Here is a 16576-nt window from a genome sequence, read left to right as displayed (position 1 = left end):
CCGTAAACGAGTTATTGCGCTTCGGTTTCCGGTAACAGCGCCTGCGGATCGACCTTCAGACATGACACGGCGTGCGCAAAACTCCCTTCCAGTAATGGACGGGTTTTCGAGCACTCAGGGCCGACAATCGGACAACGGGTGCAAAACACGCAACCGGAGGGCGGATTGATCGGTGAAGGTAAATCCCCTTCCAGTAGCTGTATCTGCTTGTTGCGTTCCTGATCGGGATCGGGAATCGGCACAGCAGACATCAACGCGCGGGTATAGGGATGTTGCGGGTTTTGATAGACCTGATCGTAAGTTCCCAGTTCTACTGCATGACCCAGATACATCACTAATACGCGGTCAGAAATGTGTTTCACTACCGATAAGTCATGGGCAATAAAAATCAACGACAGGCGCATTTCGCGCTGTAACTGACGCAGCAGGTTAACCACCTGTGCCTGAATCGATACGTCTAATGCGGAAACCGGTTCATCACAGATAATCAGCTTCGGCTCCAGAATCAACGCGCGGGCGATACCAATACGCTGACACTGACCACCAGAGAATTCATGCGGATAACGGTTGATCAGGCTAGGCAACAGACCAACTTTCATCATCATCGCTTTCACGCGATCTTTTACCGTCTGCCGATCAAGCTCTGGATGATAAACTTTCAACGGTTCGGCAATAATTTCGCCAATGTTCATACGCGGATTCAGCGACGCCAACGGATCCTGGAATATCATCTGAATATCGCTACGTGCTGCACGCCATTGATCGGCGCTCATGCCCAGCAGGTCTTTCCCTAGCCAGGTGACGCGACCGTCAGTCGCTTTTACCAGCCCGATAATGGCACGCGCCAGCGTAGATTTACCGCAGCCAGACTCCCCTACCACGCCCAGCGTTTCACCTTCATATAGGCGCAGCGTTACGCCATCGACCGCTTTCAGTTTTTTCGGCGGTTGCCAGAACCACTGGTTATCATCTCTGACATCAAAGTGAACTTTCAGATCGTCCACTTCTAACAACACCTTTTTTTCGTCCGCGTGGTTCATACCACCTCCTCAATCGCTCTAAAGCAGGCGCGCAAGCGACCATCACCAAAAGACTCCAGTGCAGGTGCACTGTGGCAGACATCCATTGAATACGGGCAACGTGGCTGGAACGGACACCCTTTCGGTAAGAGTAATAAGTTAGGCGGATTACCAGGGATGGTCGCCAACACCTCATCTTCTGCATTCAGACGCGGCACGGCGTTGAGCAGACCGACAGAATACGGATGGCTCGGATGATAAAAGACATCGCGCGCGACACCATATTCCATGGTGCGCCCCGCGTACATCACCAACACTTTGTCACAAATACCCGCAACGACACCTAAGTCATGGGTGATCATGATAATGGCAGTATTAAACTCGCGCTTCAGCTCGTTCAGCAGTGTCATAATCTGCGCCTGAACCGTCACATCCAATGCCGTTGTCGGTTCATCGGCAATCAACAATTTCGGACGACACAGCAGCGCCATCGCGATCATCACGCGTTGGCGCATTCCACCGGAAAACTCATGCGGATACATTTTCATTCGCTTACGCGCTTCCGGCATTTTGACCGCATCCAGCATTTTGACCGACTCTTCAAACGCTTCATTTTTGCTCAGGCGTTTATGCAGCATCAGCACTTCCATCAACTGTTCGCCGACGCGCATGTAAGGGTTCAGTGACGTCATCGGGTCTTGGAAAATCATACTGATTTCTTCAGCACGCAGTTTATTCAGTTGGTTTTCTGGTAAATTGAGAATCTCTTTGCCACGAAAACGCGCCGAACCGCCAATGCGCCCATTGCGAGCCAGCAATCCCATCAACGCAAACGCCGTCTGCGATTTACCCGAACCTGACTCACCGACAATCCCCAGTGTTTCACCGGCATTGAGCGTGAAATTCAAGTCGTTAACCGCCGTCACGTCCCCATCTTGTGTCTTGAACGTGACTCGGAGATCCTGAACATGTAGCAGCGCGTCGTGCGCACCCGTTAACTCAATGTTGCTCATGTTGATGCTCCTCAGCGATCTTTCGGGTCGAGGGCATCACGCAGGCCATCGCCGATAAAGTTAAAACAAAACAGCGTGACAACCAGAAACGCCGCCGGATAGAACAGTAACCACGGCGACACTTCCATTGAGTTCGCCCCATCATTCAGCAACGCTCCCCAACTGCTTAACGGCTCTTGCGTTCCCAGACCGAGGAAGCTCAGGAAGGATTCGAACAGAATCATGCTTGGTACTAACAGAGAGGCATAAACCACTACCACACCGAGCACATTAGGAACAATGTGACGTAAAACGATACCGCGCGTGGAAACGCCAGAAACCATTGCCGCTTCAATGAACTCTTTACGTTTCAGACTCAGCGTCTGGCCGCGCACGATACGCGCCATATCTAGCCAAGACACCATGCCGATAGCCACGAAAATTAGCAGCATGTTCTGCCCAAAGAACGTGACCAGCAGAATAACGAAGAACATGAAGGGGAATGAGTTGAGGATCTCAAGCAGACGCATCATTACCGAGTCCACTTTCCCCCCCAGATAGCCGGACATTGCGCCATACAGCGTCCCGACGATCACGGCAACCAGCGCTGCCGCCACGCCGACCATCAGCGACACACGGCCACCGATGGCAACACGAACCAGCAGGTCGCGGCCAGAAGAATCCGTGCCGAAATAGTGTCCAGACGTCATATCCGGCGCGGCTGACATCATTCCCCAATCCGTATCGGCGTAGTCAAATGCAGACAGCATCGGCGCAAACACCACGAAAAGGGTAATCACAGCCAGAACAAACAGACTAGCCAGCGCCGCACGATTATGGATAAAACGCAGACGCGCATCTTGCCACAGGCTACGCCCTTCAATTTCAGACTGTTCGGTGAAGTTCTCTAACGCTTCAACGTTTTTTCGATTCCAAAACATAGCGCCCCCAATTAATAGCGAATTTTCGGATCGATAACAGCGTAGAGCACGTCAATGATCGCATTAAATAAAATGGTTAAGCCGCCGACTAAAATCGTCAGGCTCAATACCAGTGAGTAATCGCGGTTCAGCGCACCATTCACAAAAAGTTGTCCGATACCGGGTAGGCCAAAGATGGTTTCGATCACCATTGAGCCAGTAATGATCCCGACAAACGCAGGCCCCATATAGGAAAGTACCGGTAGCAATGCGGGCTTTAACGCATGGCGCAGCACGATACGACGCATCGGTAGTCCCTTAGCGCGAGCCGTGCGGATAAAGTTAGAGTGTAAGACCTCGATCATCGATCCTCGGGTGATACGCGCGATACTGGCGATATAAGACAAAGACAGCGCCACCATCGGTAAAATGATGTATTTCGGTGCCCCACCGTTCCAGCCACCTCCTGGCAACCAACGCAGCGTAATAGCGAAAATAAGTACCAGCAGCGGTGCGACCACAAAGCTGGGAATAACCACCCCCGTCATGGCAAAACCCATCACGGTATAGTCCCATTTCGTATTCTGATTCAGCGCAGCGATCACCCCCGCACTCACACCAAAAACAATGGCAAGAATGAATGCGGCGAACCCTAATTTCGCAGAAACTGGGAAAGACGTCGCGACCAGATCGTTCACGGAATAATCTTTGTATTTAAACGAAGGACCAAAATCACCCTGCACCAATTGCAGTAAATAGTTACCGTACTGCGTCAGGATGGGATCGTTCAGATGATATTTGGCTTCAATATTCGCCATCACTTCCGGCGGTAAATTTCGTTCACCGGTAAAAGGGCTACCGGGCGCCAATCGCATCATGAAGAATGAGATAGTGATTAGGATAAATAGTGTTGGGATCGCCTCTAAACAGCGGCGAAGAATAAATTTTAACATTGCTCGTACCTATAAAAGGCTGGCGACATCGTTGCGTGCCGCCAGCCATTATTATTAGTGCTTGATGATATAAAGATCTTTCACGTAGACATTATCCTGAGGATCTTTGCCTGTTAAGCCCCCAACATACGTCTTCACCAAACGGGTATTCGCATAGTAATAGACGGGAATGGTAACCGCGTCTTTATTCAGCAGAGCTTCAGCCTGCTGATAAACGTCTGCACGTTCCTCATCGGTTTTCACCTGCAAGGACTTCGCCACCAGTGCATCAAACTCTTTGCTCTTATAGTGGGAGGTGTTACTGCTGCTATCTGACAGCATGCTATTGAGGAACGTTGACGGTTCGTTGTAGTCTGCACACCATCCGGCGCGTGCAACATCATAGGTTCCCTGATGACGGGTGCTGAGGAAGGTTTTCCATTCCTGGTTTTCCAGCTTAACGTCCACTCCGATATTCTGTTTCCAGATAGAAGCCGCTGCAATCGCCATCTTCTTATGCAGATCGGAGGTGTTGTACAGCAGGTTCAAGGTCAGCGGTTTGTCTGCGGTATAGCCCGCTTCTGCCAGCAGTTTTTTCGCTTCTTCATTACGTTTCGCCTGTGACCAGGTGAACCACTCCGGTACTGACGCTTTCAGGCCATCAATATACGGAGGAACAAAGCCATAGGCAGGAATATCACCCTGATTTTTCACCTTGTTGGCCAGAATATCCTGGCTCAGCCCCAGACGCAGCGCGGTACGGACTCGTACGTCGTTAAATGGCGGCTTCTGGTTGTTAATTTCGTAGTAGTAGGTACACAGGTACGGGTTAACCTTCACTTCATCCGGGATCTCTTTCTTCAGCTTTTGGAAGAGTTCGATCGGCAGGTTGTTGTACGTCATGTCAATTTCACCGCTGCGGTAGCGGTTAACGTCCGTCACTTCAGACGCGATCGGCAAATACGTCACTTGGTTAATCACGGTATGCGCGTTGTCCCAGTATTGCGGGTTACGCTCCAGTACCAATTTTTCGTTCACGACCCAACTTTTCAGTTTGTAGGCACCATTGCCGACCCAGTTTTGTGGCTGCGTCCATTTATCACCAAATTTCTCAAGCGCCGCTTTATTGACAGGCGACATGGCCGCGTAAACAGGCAGCTTATAGAAATAAGGCACCGCTTCGGACAGCGTAACCTCAAAGGTATGATCGTCGATCGCTTTTACGCCCAGCGTATCAGGGGATTTCTTGCCAGCGATGATGTCATCGATATTGAGCAGATGACCATATTGCAGGTAGCTGGCGTAAGGCGATGCCGTTTTTGGATCGGCTAAACGCTGCCAGCTGTAGACAAAATCTTGTGCGGTAACCGGTTCGCCATTGGACCATTTAGCATCTTTCCGCAGGTGGAATGTCCACACTTTAAACTCTTTGTTATCCCAGCTTTCGGCTACACCGGGACTGGTCTTGCCGTTAATATCAGAAATAACCAACCCTTCAAGCAGATCGCGCGACACGTTGGATTCGGGTACACCTTCGATTTTATGCGGATCGAGGGAAGAAACTTCCGCACCGTTGTTACGAACCAATTCCTGTTTTTCTGCTAACTGAACGCCTGCGGGAACGGTCGCAGCGAAGGCAGAAACAGCCATCGAACTACTCAATGCCGCGATAATAGCGGCCGCTATTCTTTTTTTAGTTGTGATGTGTGTCATTATTTTCTCCTGTAATGTTGGCGTGTTAGTAATACCTACACGGTTCCTGAATTGCACCCTGTGAAAAAAACGATTAATCGATTCAACCCACGCCCATTCCCACAGAGTAGGAATGGGTAAGCATAGAGTAAACACCAAATTAATCGCTGCTCGCTCATTTCATTTGCATCAAACCGTAAATAACATCACGACGGATTAATGCTTAATGATGTAGAGATCCTTCACCCGCAGATTATCCAACGGATCTTTGCCGGTAATACCGCCGACATAAGGTTTTACCAGTCGGGTATTCGCGTAGTAATAGACCGGTACGATCGCCGCATCTTTATCCAACTGAGATTCCGCCTGCTGATAAATCTGTGCGCGTTCATCGTCCGTTTTCGCCTGAACCGCCTGCGCCATCAGCTTGTCGAACACCGCACTCTTATAATGCGCCGTGTTGTTGCTGCTGCCTGACAACATGCTGTTCAGGAACGAGGTGGGTTCGTTATAGTCCGCACACCATCCGGCACGCGCAACGTCATAATTGCCTTGATGACGCGTACTGAGATAGGTCTTCCACTCCTGATTTTCCAACTTCACGTCAACGCCCAGATTCTGTCTCCAGATCGAAGCCGCCGCGATCGCCATCTTTTTATGCAAATCAGACGAGTTATAGAGCAGATTAAACGTCAGCGGTTTCTCTGCGGTATAGCCTGCTTCTGCCAGCAGTTTTTTCGCCTCTTCATTACGTTTCGCCTGTGGCCAGGTAAACCATTCCGGCGTATGCGCTTTCAGACCGTCAGTAAAAGGAGGAATATAGCCATAGGCAGGAATATCCCCCTGATTTTTCACTTTATTAGTCAAGATGTCTTGATCGAGACCCATACGCAGCGCCGCACGTACCCGTACATCGTTAAATGGCGGTTTCTGATTATTGATTTCGTAATAATACGTGCAGAGATAAGGATTGACGTTAACTTCTTGTGGGATTTCTTTTTTTAGTTTCTGAAATAGCTCGATGGGTAATTTATTATTGGTGACATCAATTTCCCCCGCACGATAACGGTTAACGTCCGTCACTTCAGACGCAATCGGCAGATAGGTGACCTGATTAATCACGGTTTTGGCGTTATCCCAATATTGGGTATTGCGCTCCAGCACCAGTCGCTCATTCACGATCCAGGACTTAAGACGATAAGCGCCATTTCCCACCCAATTTTCCGGCTGGGTCCATTTATCACCAAATTTCTCCACCGCCGTTTCATTTACCGGAGACAAAGATGAGTGATTCAGTAATTTATAAAAATAAGGGATCGGCTCACTTAATGTCACTTCCAGCGTATGGTCGTCGAGTGCTTTAACGCCCAGCGTATCGGGAGATTTTTTGCTGGCGATAATGTCATCGATATTCAGCAGATGACCATATTGCAAATAACTGGCGTAAGGAGAAACGGTTTTCGGATCGGCCAGTCGCTGCCAGCTATAAACAAAATCCTGCGCGGTAACGGGCTCGCCGTTTGACCACTTGGCGTCTTTACGTAAATGGAACGTCCAGACTTTAAAATCGCTACTTTCCCAGCGTTCTGCCACACCGGGAATCGGGTGTCCGTCCGGATCGGAAATCACCAACCCTTCATATAAATCACGCGCGACGTTGGATTCCGGTACACCTTCTATTTTATGTGGATCCAACGATGACACTTCAGCGCCGTTGTTTCTCACCAGAACCTGTTCTTTCGCCAGCTCAACACCAGCGGGTACATTAGCGGCCTGAACATTCACGCATGACGCCATCACTGCTGCGGCAATCATACTAGTAACAAAGCATCGTTTTGTTTTGCGAATTTTCACTTTATAACGCCCCTGTCTTGATACAACGCCATATCGAACTCTATGTCTAAAGATCGCCATCACATAGAGCAGAAAAGATCGCCCATTATCCAAATAAATCATAAGATTATTTTATGAGTATATAACGAATAACAGGTCGACACTCGAAGCTATCAAAAGCGGACACATTCGCCAATATTTTTACATTGATGTTGCTTAATTTTCTTCACCACCGTCCGACATGATTTTCATCACAACATGGTAAAATAATAATTAACCACATGATAATCAATGTTTTTTATGTTTATTTTACGTAATTTTTAAATATTCAACAATTTATAGATTTTGAGCAAAAAAACATCGTAGTAGATTTCATCGTTTTCACAGCACAAAAATGATGACGAGTACTTATCTGTTTGCATCATTATCTGAGCAAAATGTTATTATTTTAACAGTTTTATTACTAACACGGCTCGCCACTCGCACGCTATTCCTCTGCTATAGACTGTGTGCAAGAATAACGCATTCGATTAAGATATAAGCGTTATTTATACGAACACATTTTATACGAATAGGTCGTGCGCCACGTTGCCGCCACAACTACCTCCCAACCACGCCAGGTTAGAGAAGAAAGCCTCTGGCCTTACCTTGTTAATGATAGCCATTATCAATACCATCATGCTGAATGGTGTCAGCTTAAAGAAAATTCGATATTGATCACAAAAAAAGCCCCCGCAAATGGGTATGCTAATTCCATACCGTAATGAGTGCGCAAATAATCTTAATTTTTACGTATTTTCAAAACAATATTTTAAAAATTAACGATATCGTCGATTACAGTATTTTAAAAAGCAGCGATCGCACCACAACGGTAGCTGGCAAGCTCTTTGAGTCAATTGATACGAAATAGGTAGAAAAGAATAGCAAGGTAAGGGAAACGCTCCCTTCTCATTTATCTATACTGTTCTATCCGGCGAACAATTGACTGAAAGAGTTTAACATTTATCAGGAGAGCATTATGGCCGTAACCAACGTTGCTGAACTTAACGCATTGGTCGAAAGAGTGAGAAAAGCACAGCAGGAATTTGCCACTTACACTCAGGAACAAGTGGACAAGATCTTCCGCGCTGCCGCACTCGCTGCATCAGATGCCCGTATCCCACTGGCAAAAATGGCCGTTGCCGAATCGGGCATGGGGATCGTGGAAGATAAAGTCATCAAAAACCATTTCGCATCCGAGTACATTTATAACGCCTATCAGGATGAAAAAACCTGCGGCGTCCTCTCTACTGACGACACCTTCGGTACGATTACCATTGCAGAGCCTATCGGCCTGATTTGCGGTATTGTTCCCACCACCAACCCCACTTCTACCGCGATATTTAAAGCGTTGATCAGCCTGAAGACCCGTAACGGGATTATTTTTTCTCCCCATCCACGCGCAAAAAATGCCACCAACAAAGCCGCAGACATCGTTCTGCAAGCCGCGATTGCCGCAGGCGCACCGAAAGATATCATTGGCTGGATTGATCAACCTTCTGTCGACTTGTCCAACCAATTGATGCATCACCCAGATATCAACCTGATTCTGGCTACTGGCGGCCCAGGCATGGTGAAGGCGGCATACAGCTCAGGTAAGCCAGCCATCGGCGTAGGTGCAGGTAACACGCCGGTAGTCATTGACGAGACCGCGGATATCAAGCGTGCCGTCGCCTCTATTCTGATGTCGAAAACTTTCGATAACGGCGTCATTTGTGCGTCAGAGCAGTCCGTTATCGTGGTAGACAGCGCCTATGATGCCGTGCGTGAACGTTTTGCTACCCACGGCGGCTACATGCTGAGAGGCAAAGAGCTCCATGCTGTACAGGGTATTCTGCTGAAAAACGGTTCATTGAATGCCGACATTGTGGGCCAGCCTGCGCCGAAAATCGCAGAGATGGCGGGGATCACCGTCCCTGCGAACACTAAAGTGCTGATCGGTGAAGTGACGGCCGTTGATGAATCAGAACCGTTTGCCCATGAAAAACTGTCGCCAACGCTAGCGATGTACCGTGCGAAAGACTTCAATGACGCCGTCATTAAAGCGGAAAAACTGGTCGCAATGGGTGGTATCGGTCACACATCTTGCTTGTATACCGATCAGGACAATCAACCAGAACGCGTAAATCATTTCGGCAATATGATGAAAACGGCGCGTATCTTGATTAACACACCGGCGTCTCAGGGCGGTATCGGCGATCTCTACAACTTCAAACTCGCCCCGTCTCTGACGCTGGGATGTGGCTCTTGGGGAGGAAACTCCATCTCCGAAAACGTCGGTCCGAAACACTTGATCAACAAGAAAACGGTAGCCAAGCGAGCAGAGAATATGTTGTGGCATAAACTTCCCAAATCTATTTATTTCCGTCGCGGTTCACTGCCAATTGCCCTTGAAGAAGTCGCCTCCGATGGCGCAAAACGTGCATTTATCGTGACCGACCGTTTCCTGTTCAATAATGGTTATGTCGATCAGGTAACTTCCGTGCTGAAACACCACGGACTGGAAACCGAAGTGTTCTTTGAGGTTGAGGCCGATCCGACACTGAGCATCGTGCGTAAAGGCGCAGAACAAATGCACTCCTTCAAGCCGGATGTCATTATCGCGCTGGGTGGCGGCTCACCAATGGATGCGGCCAAGATCATGTGGGTGATGTATGAACATCCTACGACGCATTTTGAAGAGCTGGCACTGCGCTTTATGGATATCCGTAAACGTATCTACAAGTTCCCGAAAATGGGTGTCAAAGCCAAAATGGTGGCGATTACGACCACATCCGGCACGGGTTCCGAAGTTACGCCGTTTGCCGTCGTAACCGACGATGCAACCGGACAGAAGTACCCGTTAGCAGACTATGCGCTGACGCCAGATATGGCGATTGTTGACGCCAATCTGGTAATGAACATGCCGAAATCGCTGTGTGCATTTGGTGGGCTCGATGCCGTAACGCACTCACTTGAAGCCTATGTTTCCGTACTGGCAAACGAATATTCAGACGGACAGGCGTTACAAGCGCTGAAACTTCTGAAAGAGAACCTGCCAGATAGCTACCGTGATGGCGCAAAAAATCCTGTTGCTCGTGAGCGCGTGCACAACGCCGCGACAATTGCAGGTATCGCGTTTGCCAACGCCTTCCTCGGCGTTTGTCACTCAATGGCACATAAACTCGGCTCTGAGTTCCATATTCCGCACGGTTTGGCTAACGCCCTGCTGATCTCTAACGTGATTCGCTATAACGCGAATGACAACCCGACCAAACAGACGACATTCAGTCAGTATGACCGTCCGCAAGCACGCCGTCGTTACGCTGAAGTCGCCGATCACCTGCGCCTGACTGCACCCAGCGATCGCACCGCGCAGAAAATCGATAAATTGCTGAATTGGCTGGAAGAAATGAAGACCGAGTTGGGAATCCCAACGTCTATCCGTGAAGCTGGCGTACAGGAAGCCGATTTCCTGGCCAAGGTCGATAAGTTGTCAGAAGATGCGTTCGACGATCAGTGTACTGGCGCTAACCCGCGCTATCCGCTGATTTCTGAATTGAAACAGATTCTGCTGGATACTTACTATGGTCGTAAGTTCTCTGAAGAGATAAAAACGGAAGCGGTTGAACCTGTAGAAAAAGCTGCAAAAACGGGTAAGAAAGCCGCACATTAACACATCGGTGATTAGCGATTTAAGTTATCTTTTTTGCTATACCCAACCCTCTTAGGGTTGGGTATTTTTATTACAGGAACTCAATGCCGGAGCGTCTTAGGATCTAGGTTATTAATAGCTAAGTCGTCAGCTATTTAGCCGCCTTACTCGCTTTCTTTACGGGTTAATCCCAGCGCAATTTTATAATGCTTGCGGCAGACAGAAACATAACTTTCATTACCACCAATAACAACCTGCTCGCCTTCATGGACAGCATTACCCTGCGCATCTAATCGCAATACACAGTTGGCTTTACGACCACAATGACAGACTGTTTTTAACTCGATCAACTTATCAGCCCATGCCAATAAATAGTGGCTCCCAGAAAACAAATCACCACGAAAGTCAGTGCGCAATCCGTAACACAATACTGGGATATCTAATTGATCTACGACATCGGAAAGCTCACTCACCTGCTCACGGGTTAAAAATTGACATTCGTCAATTAATACACAATCTACAGGTTGGGTACGGTGCTCTTTCTCCAGCAATCCAAATAAAGGTGTCTGCGGATTAAACAATAATGCCGGAGAAGAAAGGCCTATCCGTGAACTGACTATCCCCACACCGTGTCGATTATCTATTTCTGCGGTGAACACTAGCGTGCGCATCCCACGTTCCTGGTAGTTATATGACGACTGCAATAGCGCCGTCGATTTCCCTGCATTCATTGCAGAATAATAAAAATAAAGTTGGGCCACTCAGCTACTCCAAAAGGCAGGCTATATGATCTTCGTGTCGTAAAAACTTATTGTAACAACTCGTCTTCATGCTGCGCAATGGGCTATTCCTCGACCACCTTTTGTCCATATGCCCGCTAGTTTCGGTACATTGCGATAAAGGATATAAACATTCCTTATAACAACGGTACGGCATCAATAAGCCATTTACTGTCGTTTGAGGTAGAAAAACGGCATACCAAATGTATTTTTTTGATAACCAGAAAGTATTTATATTTATGTAACATACGATGTGAGTTCTGTTTTAAAAATGATGTTTTTTAACAAACTTACAAATTTGACTATTGCAGAAAAGAAAATAGCACTCTATTATCACACTACACGCCACCAATAATATTAATTTGAGATTATCACAATGAGCGAAGCACTAAAAATTCTTAACAACATCCGTACTCTGCGTGCCCAGGCAAGAGAATGTACCCTGGATACTTTAGAAGAAATGCTGGAGAAACTGGAAGTCGTGGTTAATGAACGCCGCGAAGAGGATAGCCAGGTTCAGGCTGAAGTTGAAGAACGTGCGCGTAAATTGCAACAATATCGCGATATGCTGATTGCCGATGGTATTGACCCTAACGAATTATTACAGTCTTCAGGTTCAGTGAAAGTTGCAGGTAAAAGCAAACGCGCTGCCCGCCCTGCAAAATATCAATACACTGACGAAAACAACGAAGTTAAAACCTGGACCGGCCAAGGTCGTACACCAGCAGTGATCAAAAAAGCAATCGAAGAGCAAGGTAAATCTTTAGACGATTTCCTGCTGTAATTTTGCATAAACTCTGAATACTAAAAACCCCCGATAACATCGGGGGTTTTTCTTTGATACGCCTTTTAAGAAAAAAACAGATAGATTACCGTCTTGCCAACTCTCTGTTTGGCGTAAACAGAGAGCAATAATTACCTTCTGTTATTTTTCTTCTGCATCAATCGTTTCCTGCAACCATTGTGCGAAATCTTGACCTAAACCGTCATGGCGTAAGCCATATTCCACGAATGCCTGCATATAACCGAGTTTATTACCACAGTCATGGCTTACACCTTTCAGGTGATACGCTTCTACCGTTTCTTTTTCCATCAACATCGCAATGGCATCAGTCAACTGAATTTCATTACCTGCACCCGGTGGGGTTTTCTCCAACAGGGACCAAATATCAGCAGAAAGCACATAACGGCCAACGACGGCTAAATTAGACGGTGCTTCGGAAGCTTTAGGTTTTTCAACCACGCCAACCATGGGGACGCTATCCCCTGCTTTTAATTCCACGCCTTTGCAATCAACCACACCATAGCTACTGACATTCTCAACTGGCTCAACCATAATCTGGCTGTGACCGGTAGTAGAGAAGCGTTGCAGCATTTCGCTCAGGTTATCTTTCTTCAGATCGGATTCATATTCATCAATAATCACATCCGGCAGAATAACCGCGACAGGCTCATCCCCAACTAACGGGTGCGCGCACAATACAGCATGGCCCAATCCTTTCGCTAATCCCTGACGTACTTGCATGATGGTAACGTGTTTAGGGCAGATGGATTGAATTTCCTCCAATAGCTGACGCTTAACCCGTTTCTCCAATATCGCTTCCAGTTCAAAACTGGTATCGAAATGGTTTTCAATAGAATTCTTAGACGAGTGTGTAACCAAAATAATTTCATTAATCCCTGCGGCGATACACTCATTAACAACATATTGGATCAGCGGTTTATCTACCAACGGCAGCATTTCTTTAGGGATAGCTTTGGTAGCAGGCAACATACGCGTCCCTAATCCCGCAACCGGTATGACCGCTTTTTTTACTTTTTTATTCACACTAGACATAGACAGCCTCTTATATACCGTTCAAATAATGAACTTTATTTATCTAAGTAAGATAACCAATGGAGTATAACGACTTTAACAAGGGTGTGCTTGTCCCAACGTTACCGTTCAATAAAAAATAAGATAACTCCCTACATCGTAAGAAATAAAGAATAATACCGAAAGGTAGGTATTACCCGCACCGTCTCGTTCTATCAGGCTATTCTGTCGTCAACATAAGTCGTAAGCGGCCACCACCACCCCATATCTGACATTGCCATGCTCCACACTGATAATTAAGCTGATTGAGATAGGCTCCTTCAAGTGTTCCCAACGGAATCCCGCTATTCAATACAACCTGCTGTTCGTTAACATTTAGCGTGGCGTTTAGCCCGGCGGAGATAAGTATCAACTGTTTCAGTGGCCGATGATAATACCCCACAAGCAAAGGAAAACGCCCCTCTAAACTCGCCTGCCGTAGCAGTTGGTTCACCTGCTTTAATAACGTCGGTAAATACGGTAAACGATGTTGTTGATCGACCAAATGCTCCTGAAGTAATCCATTGAACAACGTTCGAAGCAGTAACGCTGCCAGCGTCCCATTATTATTGACACCCTGCGTGACATCGAGACAATAGAATGCCAATTCATCCTCGGAAAGCGCGGCGATATCCAACACGAGTCCCGGTTGTTCCGCCGTCGTCAACTGTCGGTAGTTAACGCGGCAGCGAGCAAGCGTTTGCTGAACAGGGGGTTGCAATTGAGCAAGCAGTTTGTTTATCGCCTCAGGCGATTGATTGAGGGAATCCATATCCTGCATCAGTTGATCCATCTCATTAAGTTGCGAGGTGAACATATCAGGATAGAGGCAGGACATCACCGCTTCACGCAAACGCGTGTAATCACGAATAGGCTTAAGCAATACATCTTGGACACCGAGACGCAAGACTTTAGCAATATCCGCCATTTGGCTGGTTGCAGAAATGACAAGTATTGGCGTGTCGTTATCCTTCAAACGCAGGTGTTCAAGGAACTCGATCCCTCCCATCGTCGGCATCTTCAGATCGCAAATCATTAAGTCGGGTTGGTAATGTTCAAGAATACTTAGCGCATCCAGTCCATTAATCGCTTCCTGAATAGAAGCCCCAAGAGAAGTCAGATAACCAGCGAGCACAGATCGAAAAACGGCCTCGTCATCAATGACTAAAATATGCTTACCCGCCAGTGGTTGTTCCATCAGTACCCCTTACTTCAAACACCGAATAATCACACTTTCTTTAGCGCCAATGCGCCGGATAGATGGCACACCCTGTCTTCTTCATTTGTTGTCTCAACTGCATGCACGTTTTGCTATGCTTTTTTTGCTAACGGCAACAATTCATCACGCATCTTTTCCACCGCCTTATAGCCAGCCTCGATCGCCTCCTGCGCCCGATGAAAATCTAACGTCGCGATCTGGGGACAATTGGGTTGTAACAGTACGTCAGGTGGATCGCCCGCCATTCGCATCATTTTTAACCGGTTTTCCAGTATCTGGATCGATGTGCTCATTATCTCCATCGCCGTGGGTGAACTTTCTGCTGGCTGACGTCTGCCTCTCAGTAAACGTTCCCGGATTCTACTCCGCCAATCTTGCGGAACATTTTCTATATCAATGTCGGCCTCTGATGCCGTTGGCTTGATCGACAGCAGATCCTGATGATTGAGGCTAGCATCGTGCTGGAGATCGACAGCAATCACGATATCAGCGCCCATTGCCCGCGCCAGAGAAACGGGAACAGGATTAACCACTGCACCATCCACCAGCCAGTAATCGTTAAATCGAACCGGGGATAGCAAGCCTGGCATACTGCAAGATGCCCGCATTGCCTGATGCAAGTCACCTTCGGTCAGCCACAGTTCACGCCCTGTACTGAGGTTGGTCGTCACTACGCCGTATTTAATAGCACAGTCTTCAATCTGTGTTGTATGTAACAAATGCTTCACACTATTAAAAACACGATCGCCACGCAACAAACTGCCACGCTGCCAAGAAAGATCCATCAACCGAATCACGTCCCAGTAGCCAAAACCCCTCACCCACCGATCCATGGAAGGCAAATTGTTTGTCGCATACGCCGCACCAACCAACGCGCCAATAGAACAACCCGCAACAACATCGACATCGATCCCCAGCTCTGTTAACGCATTAAATACCCCTATATGCGCCCATCCTTTCGCAGCCCCAGATCCCAAGGCTATGCCAATCTTTTTCCGCTGCATGATTGCTCCACCCTCCTTCATTTTAGCGCACATTGCTACACGTAGAGCTTCTTAGGTAACATATCGGTATCCTGCATAGGGATCTGTTTATTATCTATCATTTTTTATCTTAAATTTTCTTCAGGAGACGTTGTGTCAGAATCTTGCCCCTGTTGCAGTGGGTTGCAGTATAGCGCATGCTGTCAGCCCTATCTCACGCATGCCGCAACAGCGGCCGACCCCGTTCTGTTAATGCGATCGCGTTACACGGCTTACGTCAAACACGATGTCGACTACCTTATCGCTACGTGGCATCCCGATTGCCAGCCCGATAATTGGCGTGAGTCGCTCGCTGCAAGCTGCCAGAATTCACAGTGGCTCGGCCTTACTATACTGGCAACGTCCCCTGGAAAAACGCCTGATGAAGGCTATGTGGAATTCGCCGCACGTTATCTTTCGGAAACTGACAGCCAGCGAACAGAAGTGATGCGAGAGCGCTCACGCTTCCTTCGCCAGCAGGATCGCTGGTACTATATAGACGGCGTTCATTTGCAGATAGGCAGAAATGAACCTTGCCCGTGTGGTTCCGGCAAAAAATACAAAAAGTGTTGCGGACAATAGAACACCGGCAGTCGTCCACGTAGCTTTATCGCTGCGTTACCATAAGATCGTTATTTTA

Annotated in this window: 13 protein-coding genes; 3 read left to right on the top strand and 10 right to left on the bottom strand. The window is 47.7% G+C overall.

The genetic code is table 11. The annotated features are described in order from the left end of the window. Positions 1–11: 11 nt before the first annotated feature. From oppF to oppA (AACH44_RS10085), 6 genes are all read right to left on the bottom strand, one after another. The gene (gene oppF, locus AACH44_RS10110; RefSeq protein WP_261847491.1) at positions 12–1040 is read right to left on the bottom strand and encodes a murein tripeptide/oligopeptide ABC transporter ATP binding protein OppF; all 1029 of its coding nucleotides are present in this window, start codon (positions 1038–1040) and stop codon (positions 12–14) included. Continuing rightward, a complete protein-coding gene (locus AACH44_RS10105; RefSeq protein WP_261847492.1) occupies positions 1037–2032 on the bottom strand; it encodes an ABC transporter ATP-binding protein in 996 nt (331 codons plus the stop codon). Before AACH44_RS10105 ends, oppF begins: the two co-directional genes overlap by 4 nt. Positions 2033–2043: 11 nt before the next feature. Further along, positions 2044–2952, bottom strand: coding sequence for an oligopeptide ABC transporter permease OppC (gene oppC / locus AACH44_RS10100; RefSeq protein ID WP_137739669.1), 909 nt, complete (start codon positions 2950–2952; stop codon positions 2044–2046). An 11-nt stretch (positions 2953–2963) separates the two neighbouring features. Further along, positions 2964–3884, bottom strand: coding sequence for an oligopeptide ABC transporter permease OppB (gene oppB / locus AACH44_RS10095; protein WP_005968711.1), 921 nt, complete (start codon positions 3882–3884; stop codon positions 2964–2966). Positions 3885–3938: 54 nt separating this feature from the next. Beyond that, entirely contained in the window at positions 3939–5576 is a 1638-nt protein-coding gene (oppA, locus tag AACH44_RS10090; protein ID WP_261847493.1) for an oligopeptide ABC transporter substrate-binding protein OppA, read from the bottom strand. A 195-nt stretch (positions 5577–5771) separates the two neighbouring features. Then, positions 5772–7370 (bottom strand): oligopeptide ABC transporter substrate-binding protein OppA, encoded by a 1599-nt coding sequence (oppA, locus tag AACH44_RS10085; protein WP_261847494.1) that lies wholly within the window; start codon positions 7368–7370, stop codon positions 5772–5774. Positions 7371–8406: 1036 nt separating this feature from the next. On the opposite strand from oppA (AACH44_RS10085), the gene adhE reads away from it, so the two are divergent. Next, a complete protein-coding gene (gene adhE, locus AACH44_RS10080) occupies positions 8407–11082 on the top strand; it encodes a bifunctional acetaldehyde-CoA/alcohol dehydrogenase (protein ID WP_261847495.1) in 2676 nt (891 codons plus the stop codon). Positions 11083–11225: 143 nt separating this feature from the next. Here adhE and AACH44_RS10075 read toward each other — a convergent pair whose 3' ends face one another. Continuing rightward, positions 11226–11822, bottom strand: coding sequence for a thymidine kinase (locus AACH44_RS10075; RefSeq protein WP_137739666.1), 597 nt, complete (start codon positions 11820–11822; stop codon positions 11226–11228). Positions 11823–12216: 394 nt separating this feature from the next. On the opposite strand from AACH44_RS10075, the gene hns reads away from it, so the two are divergent. Further along, positions 12217–12624 (top strand): histone-like nucleoid-structuring protein H-NS, encoded by a 408-nt coding sequence (gene hns, locus AACH44_RS10070; RefSeq protein ID WP_261847496.1) that lies wholly within the window; start codon positions 12217–12219, stop codon positions 12622–12624. A gap of 141 nt (positions 12625–12765) precedes the next feature. Here the strand turns inward: hns and galU are convergent, their stop codons facing one another. The 3 genes from galU to rssA form a co-directional block, all read right to left on the bottom strand. Beyond that, the gene (gene galU, locus AACH44_RS10065) at positions 12766–13677 is read right to left on the bottom strand and encodes a UTP--glucose-1-phosphate uridylyltransferase GalU (RefSeq protein ID WP_261847497.1); all 912 of its coding nucleotides are present in this window, start codon (positions 13675–13677) and stop codon (positions 12766–12768) included. 199 nt (positions 13678–13876) lie between these two features. Then, positions 13877–14893 (bottom strand): two-component system response regulator RssB, encoded by a 1017-nt coding sequence (rssB, locus tag AACH44_RS10060; protein ID WP_261847498.1) that lies wholly within the window; start codon positions 14891–14893, stop codon positions 13877–13879. 113 nt (positions 14894–15006) lie between these two features. After that, complete coding sequence (rssA, locus tag AACH44_RS10055; protein WP_261847499.1) at positions 15007–15918, bottom strand: patatin-like phospholipase RssA; 912 nt, start codon at positions 15916–15918, stop codon at positions 15007–15009. 132 nt (positions 15919–16050) lie between these two features. Here rssA and AACH44_RS10050 point away from each other — a divergent pair, with 132 nt between their 5' ends. Next, the gene (locus tag AACH44_RS10050) at positions 16051–16518 is read left to right on the top strand and encodes a YchJ family protein (protein WP_261847500.1); all 468 of its coding nucleotides are present in this window, start codon (positions 16051–16053) and stop codon (positions 16516–16518) included. Positions 16519–16576 lie beyond the last annotated feature (58 nt).

This window comes from Pectobacterium araliae, from assembly GCF_037076465.1.
GTDB lineage: Bacteria > Pseudomonadota > Gammaproteobacteria > Enterobacterales > Enterobacteriaceae > Pectobacterium > Pectobacterium araliae.
The sequence above is the reverse complement of the archived record's forward strand: the minus strand, read 5'-3'. Positions and strand labels throughout refer to the sequence as shown.

Bases quoted from the DNA above. Each gene is read 5' to 3' on its own strand.
- rssB (WP_261847498.1), bottom strand. From the start codon at position 14,893: ATGGAACAACCACTGGCGGGTAAGCATATTTTAGTCATTGATGACGAG.
- adhE (WP_261847495.1), top strand. From the start codon at position 8,407: ATGGCCGTAACCAACGTTGCTGAACTTAACGCATTGGTCGAAAGAGTG.
- rssA (WP_261847499.1), bottom strand. From the start codon at position 15,918: ATGCAGCGGAAAAAGATTGGCATAGCCTTGGGATCTGGGGCTGCGAAA.
- oppF (WP_261847491.1), bottom strand. From the start codon at position 1,040: ATGAACCACGCGGACGAAAAAAAGGTGTTGTTAGAAGTGGACGATCTG.
- hns (WP_261847496.1), top strand. From the start codon at position 12,217: ATGAGCGAAGCACTAAAAATTCTTAACAACATCCGTACTCTGCGTGCC.
- galU (WP_261847497.1), bottom strand. From the start codon at position 13,677: ATGTCTAGTGTGAATAAAAAAGTAAAAAAAGCGGTCATACCGGTTGCG.
- oppC (WP_137739669.1), bottom strand. From the start codon at position 2,952: ATGTTTTGGAATCGAAAAAACGTTGAAGCGTTAGAGAACTTCACCGAA.
- oppA (WP_261847494.1), bottom strand. From the start codon at position 7,370: ATGATTGCCGCAGCAGTGATGGCGTCATGCGTGAATGTTCAGGCCGCT.
- oppB (WP_005968711.1), bottom strand. From the start codon at position 3,884: ATGTTAAAATTTATTCTTCGCCGCTGTTTAGAGGCGATCCCAACACTA.
- oppA (WP_261847493.1), bottom strand. From the start codon at position 5,576: ATGACACACATCACAACTAAAAAAAGAATAGCGGCCGCTATTATCGCG.
- AACH44_RS10105 (WP_261847492.1), bottom strand. From the start codon at position 2,032: ATGAGCAACATTGAGTTAACGGGTGCGCACGACGCGCTGCTACATGTT.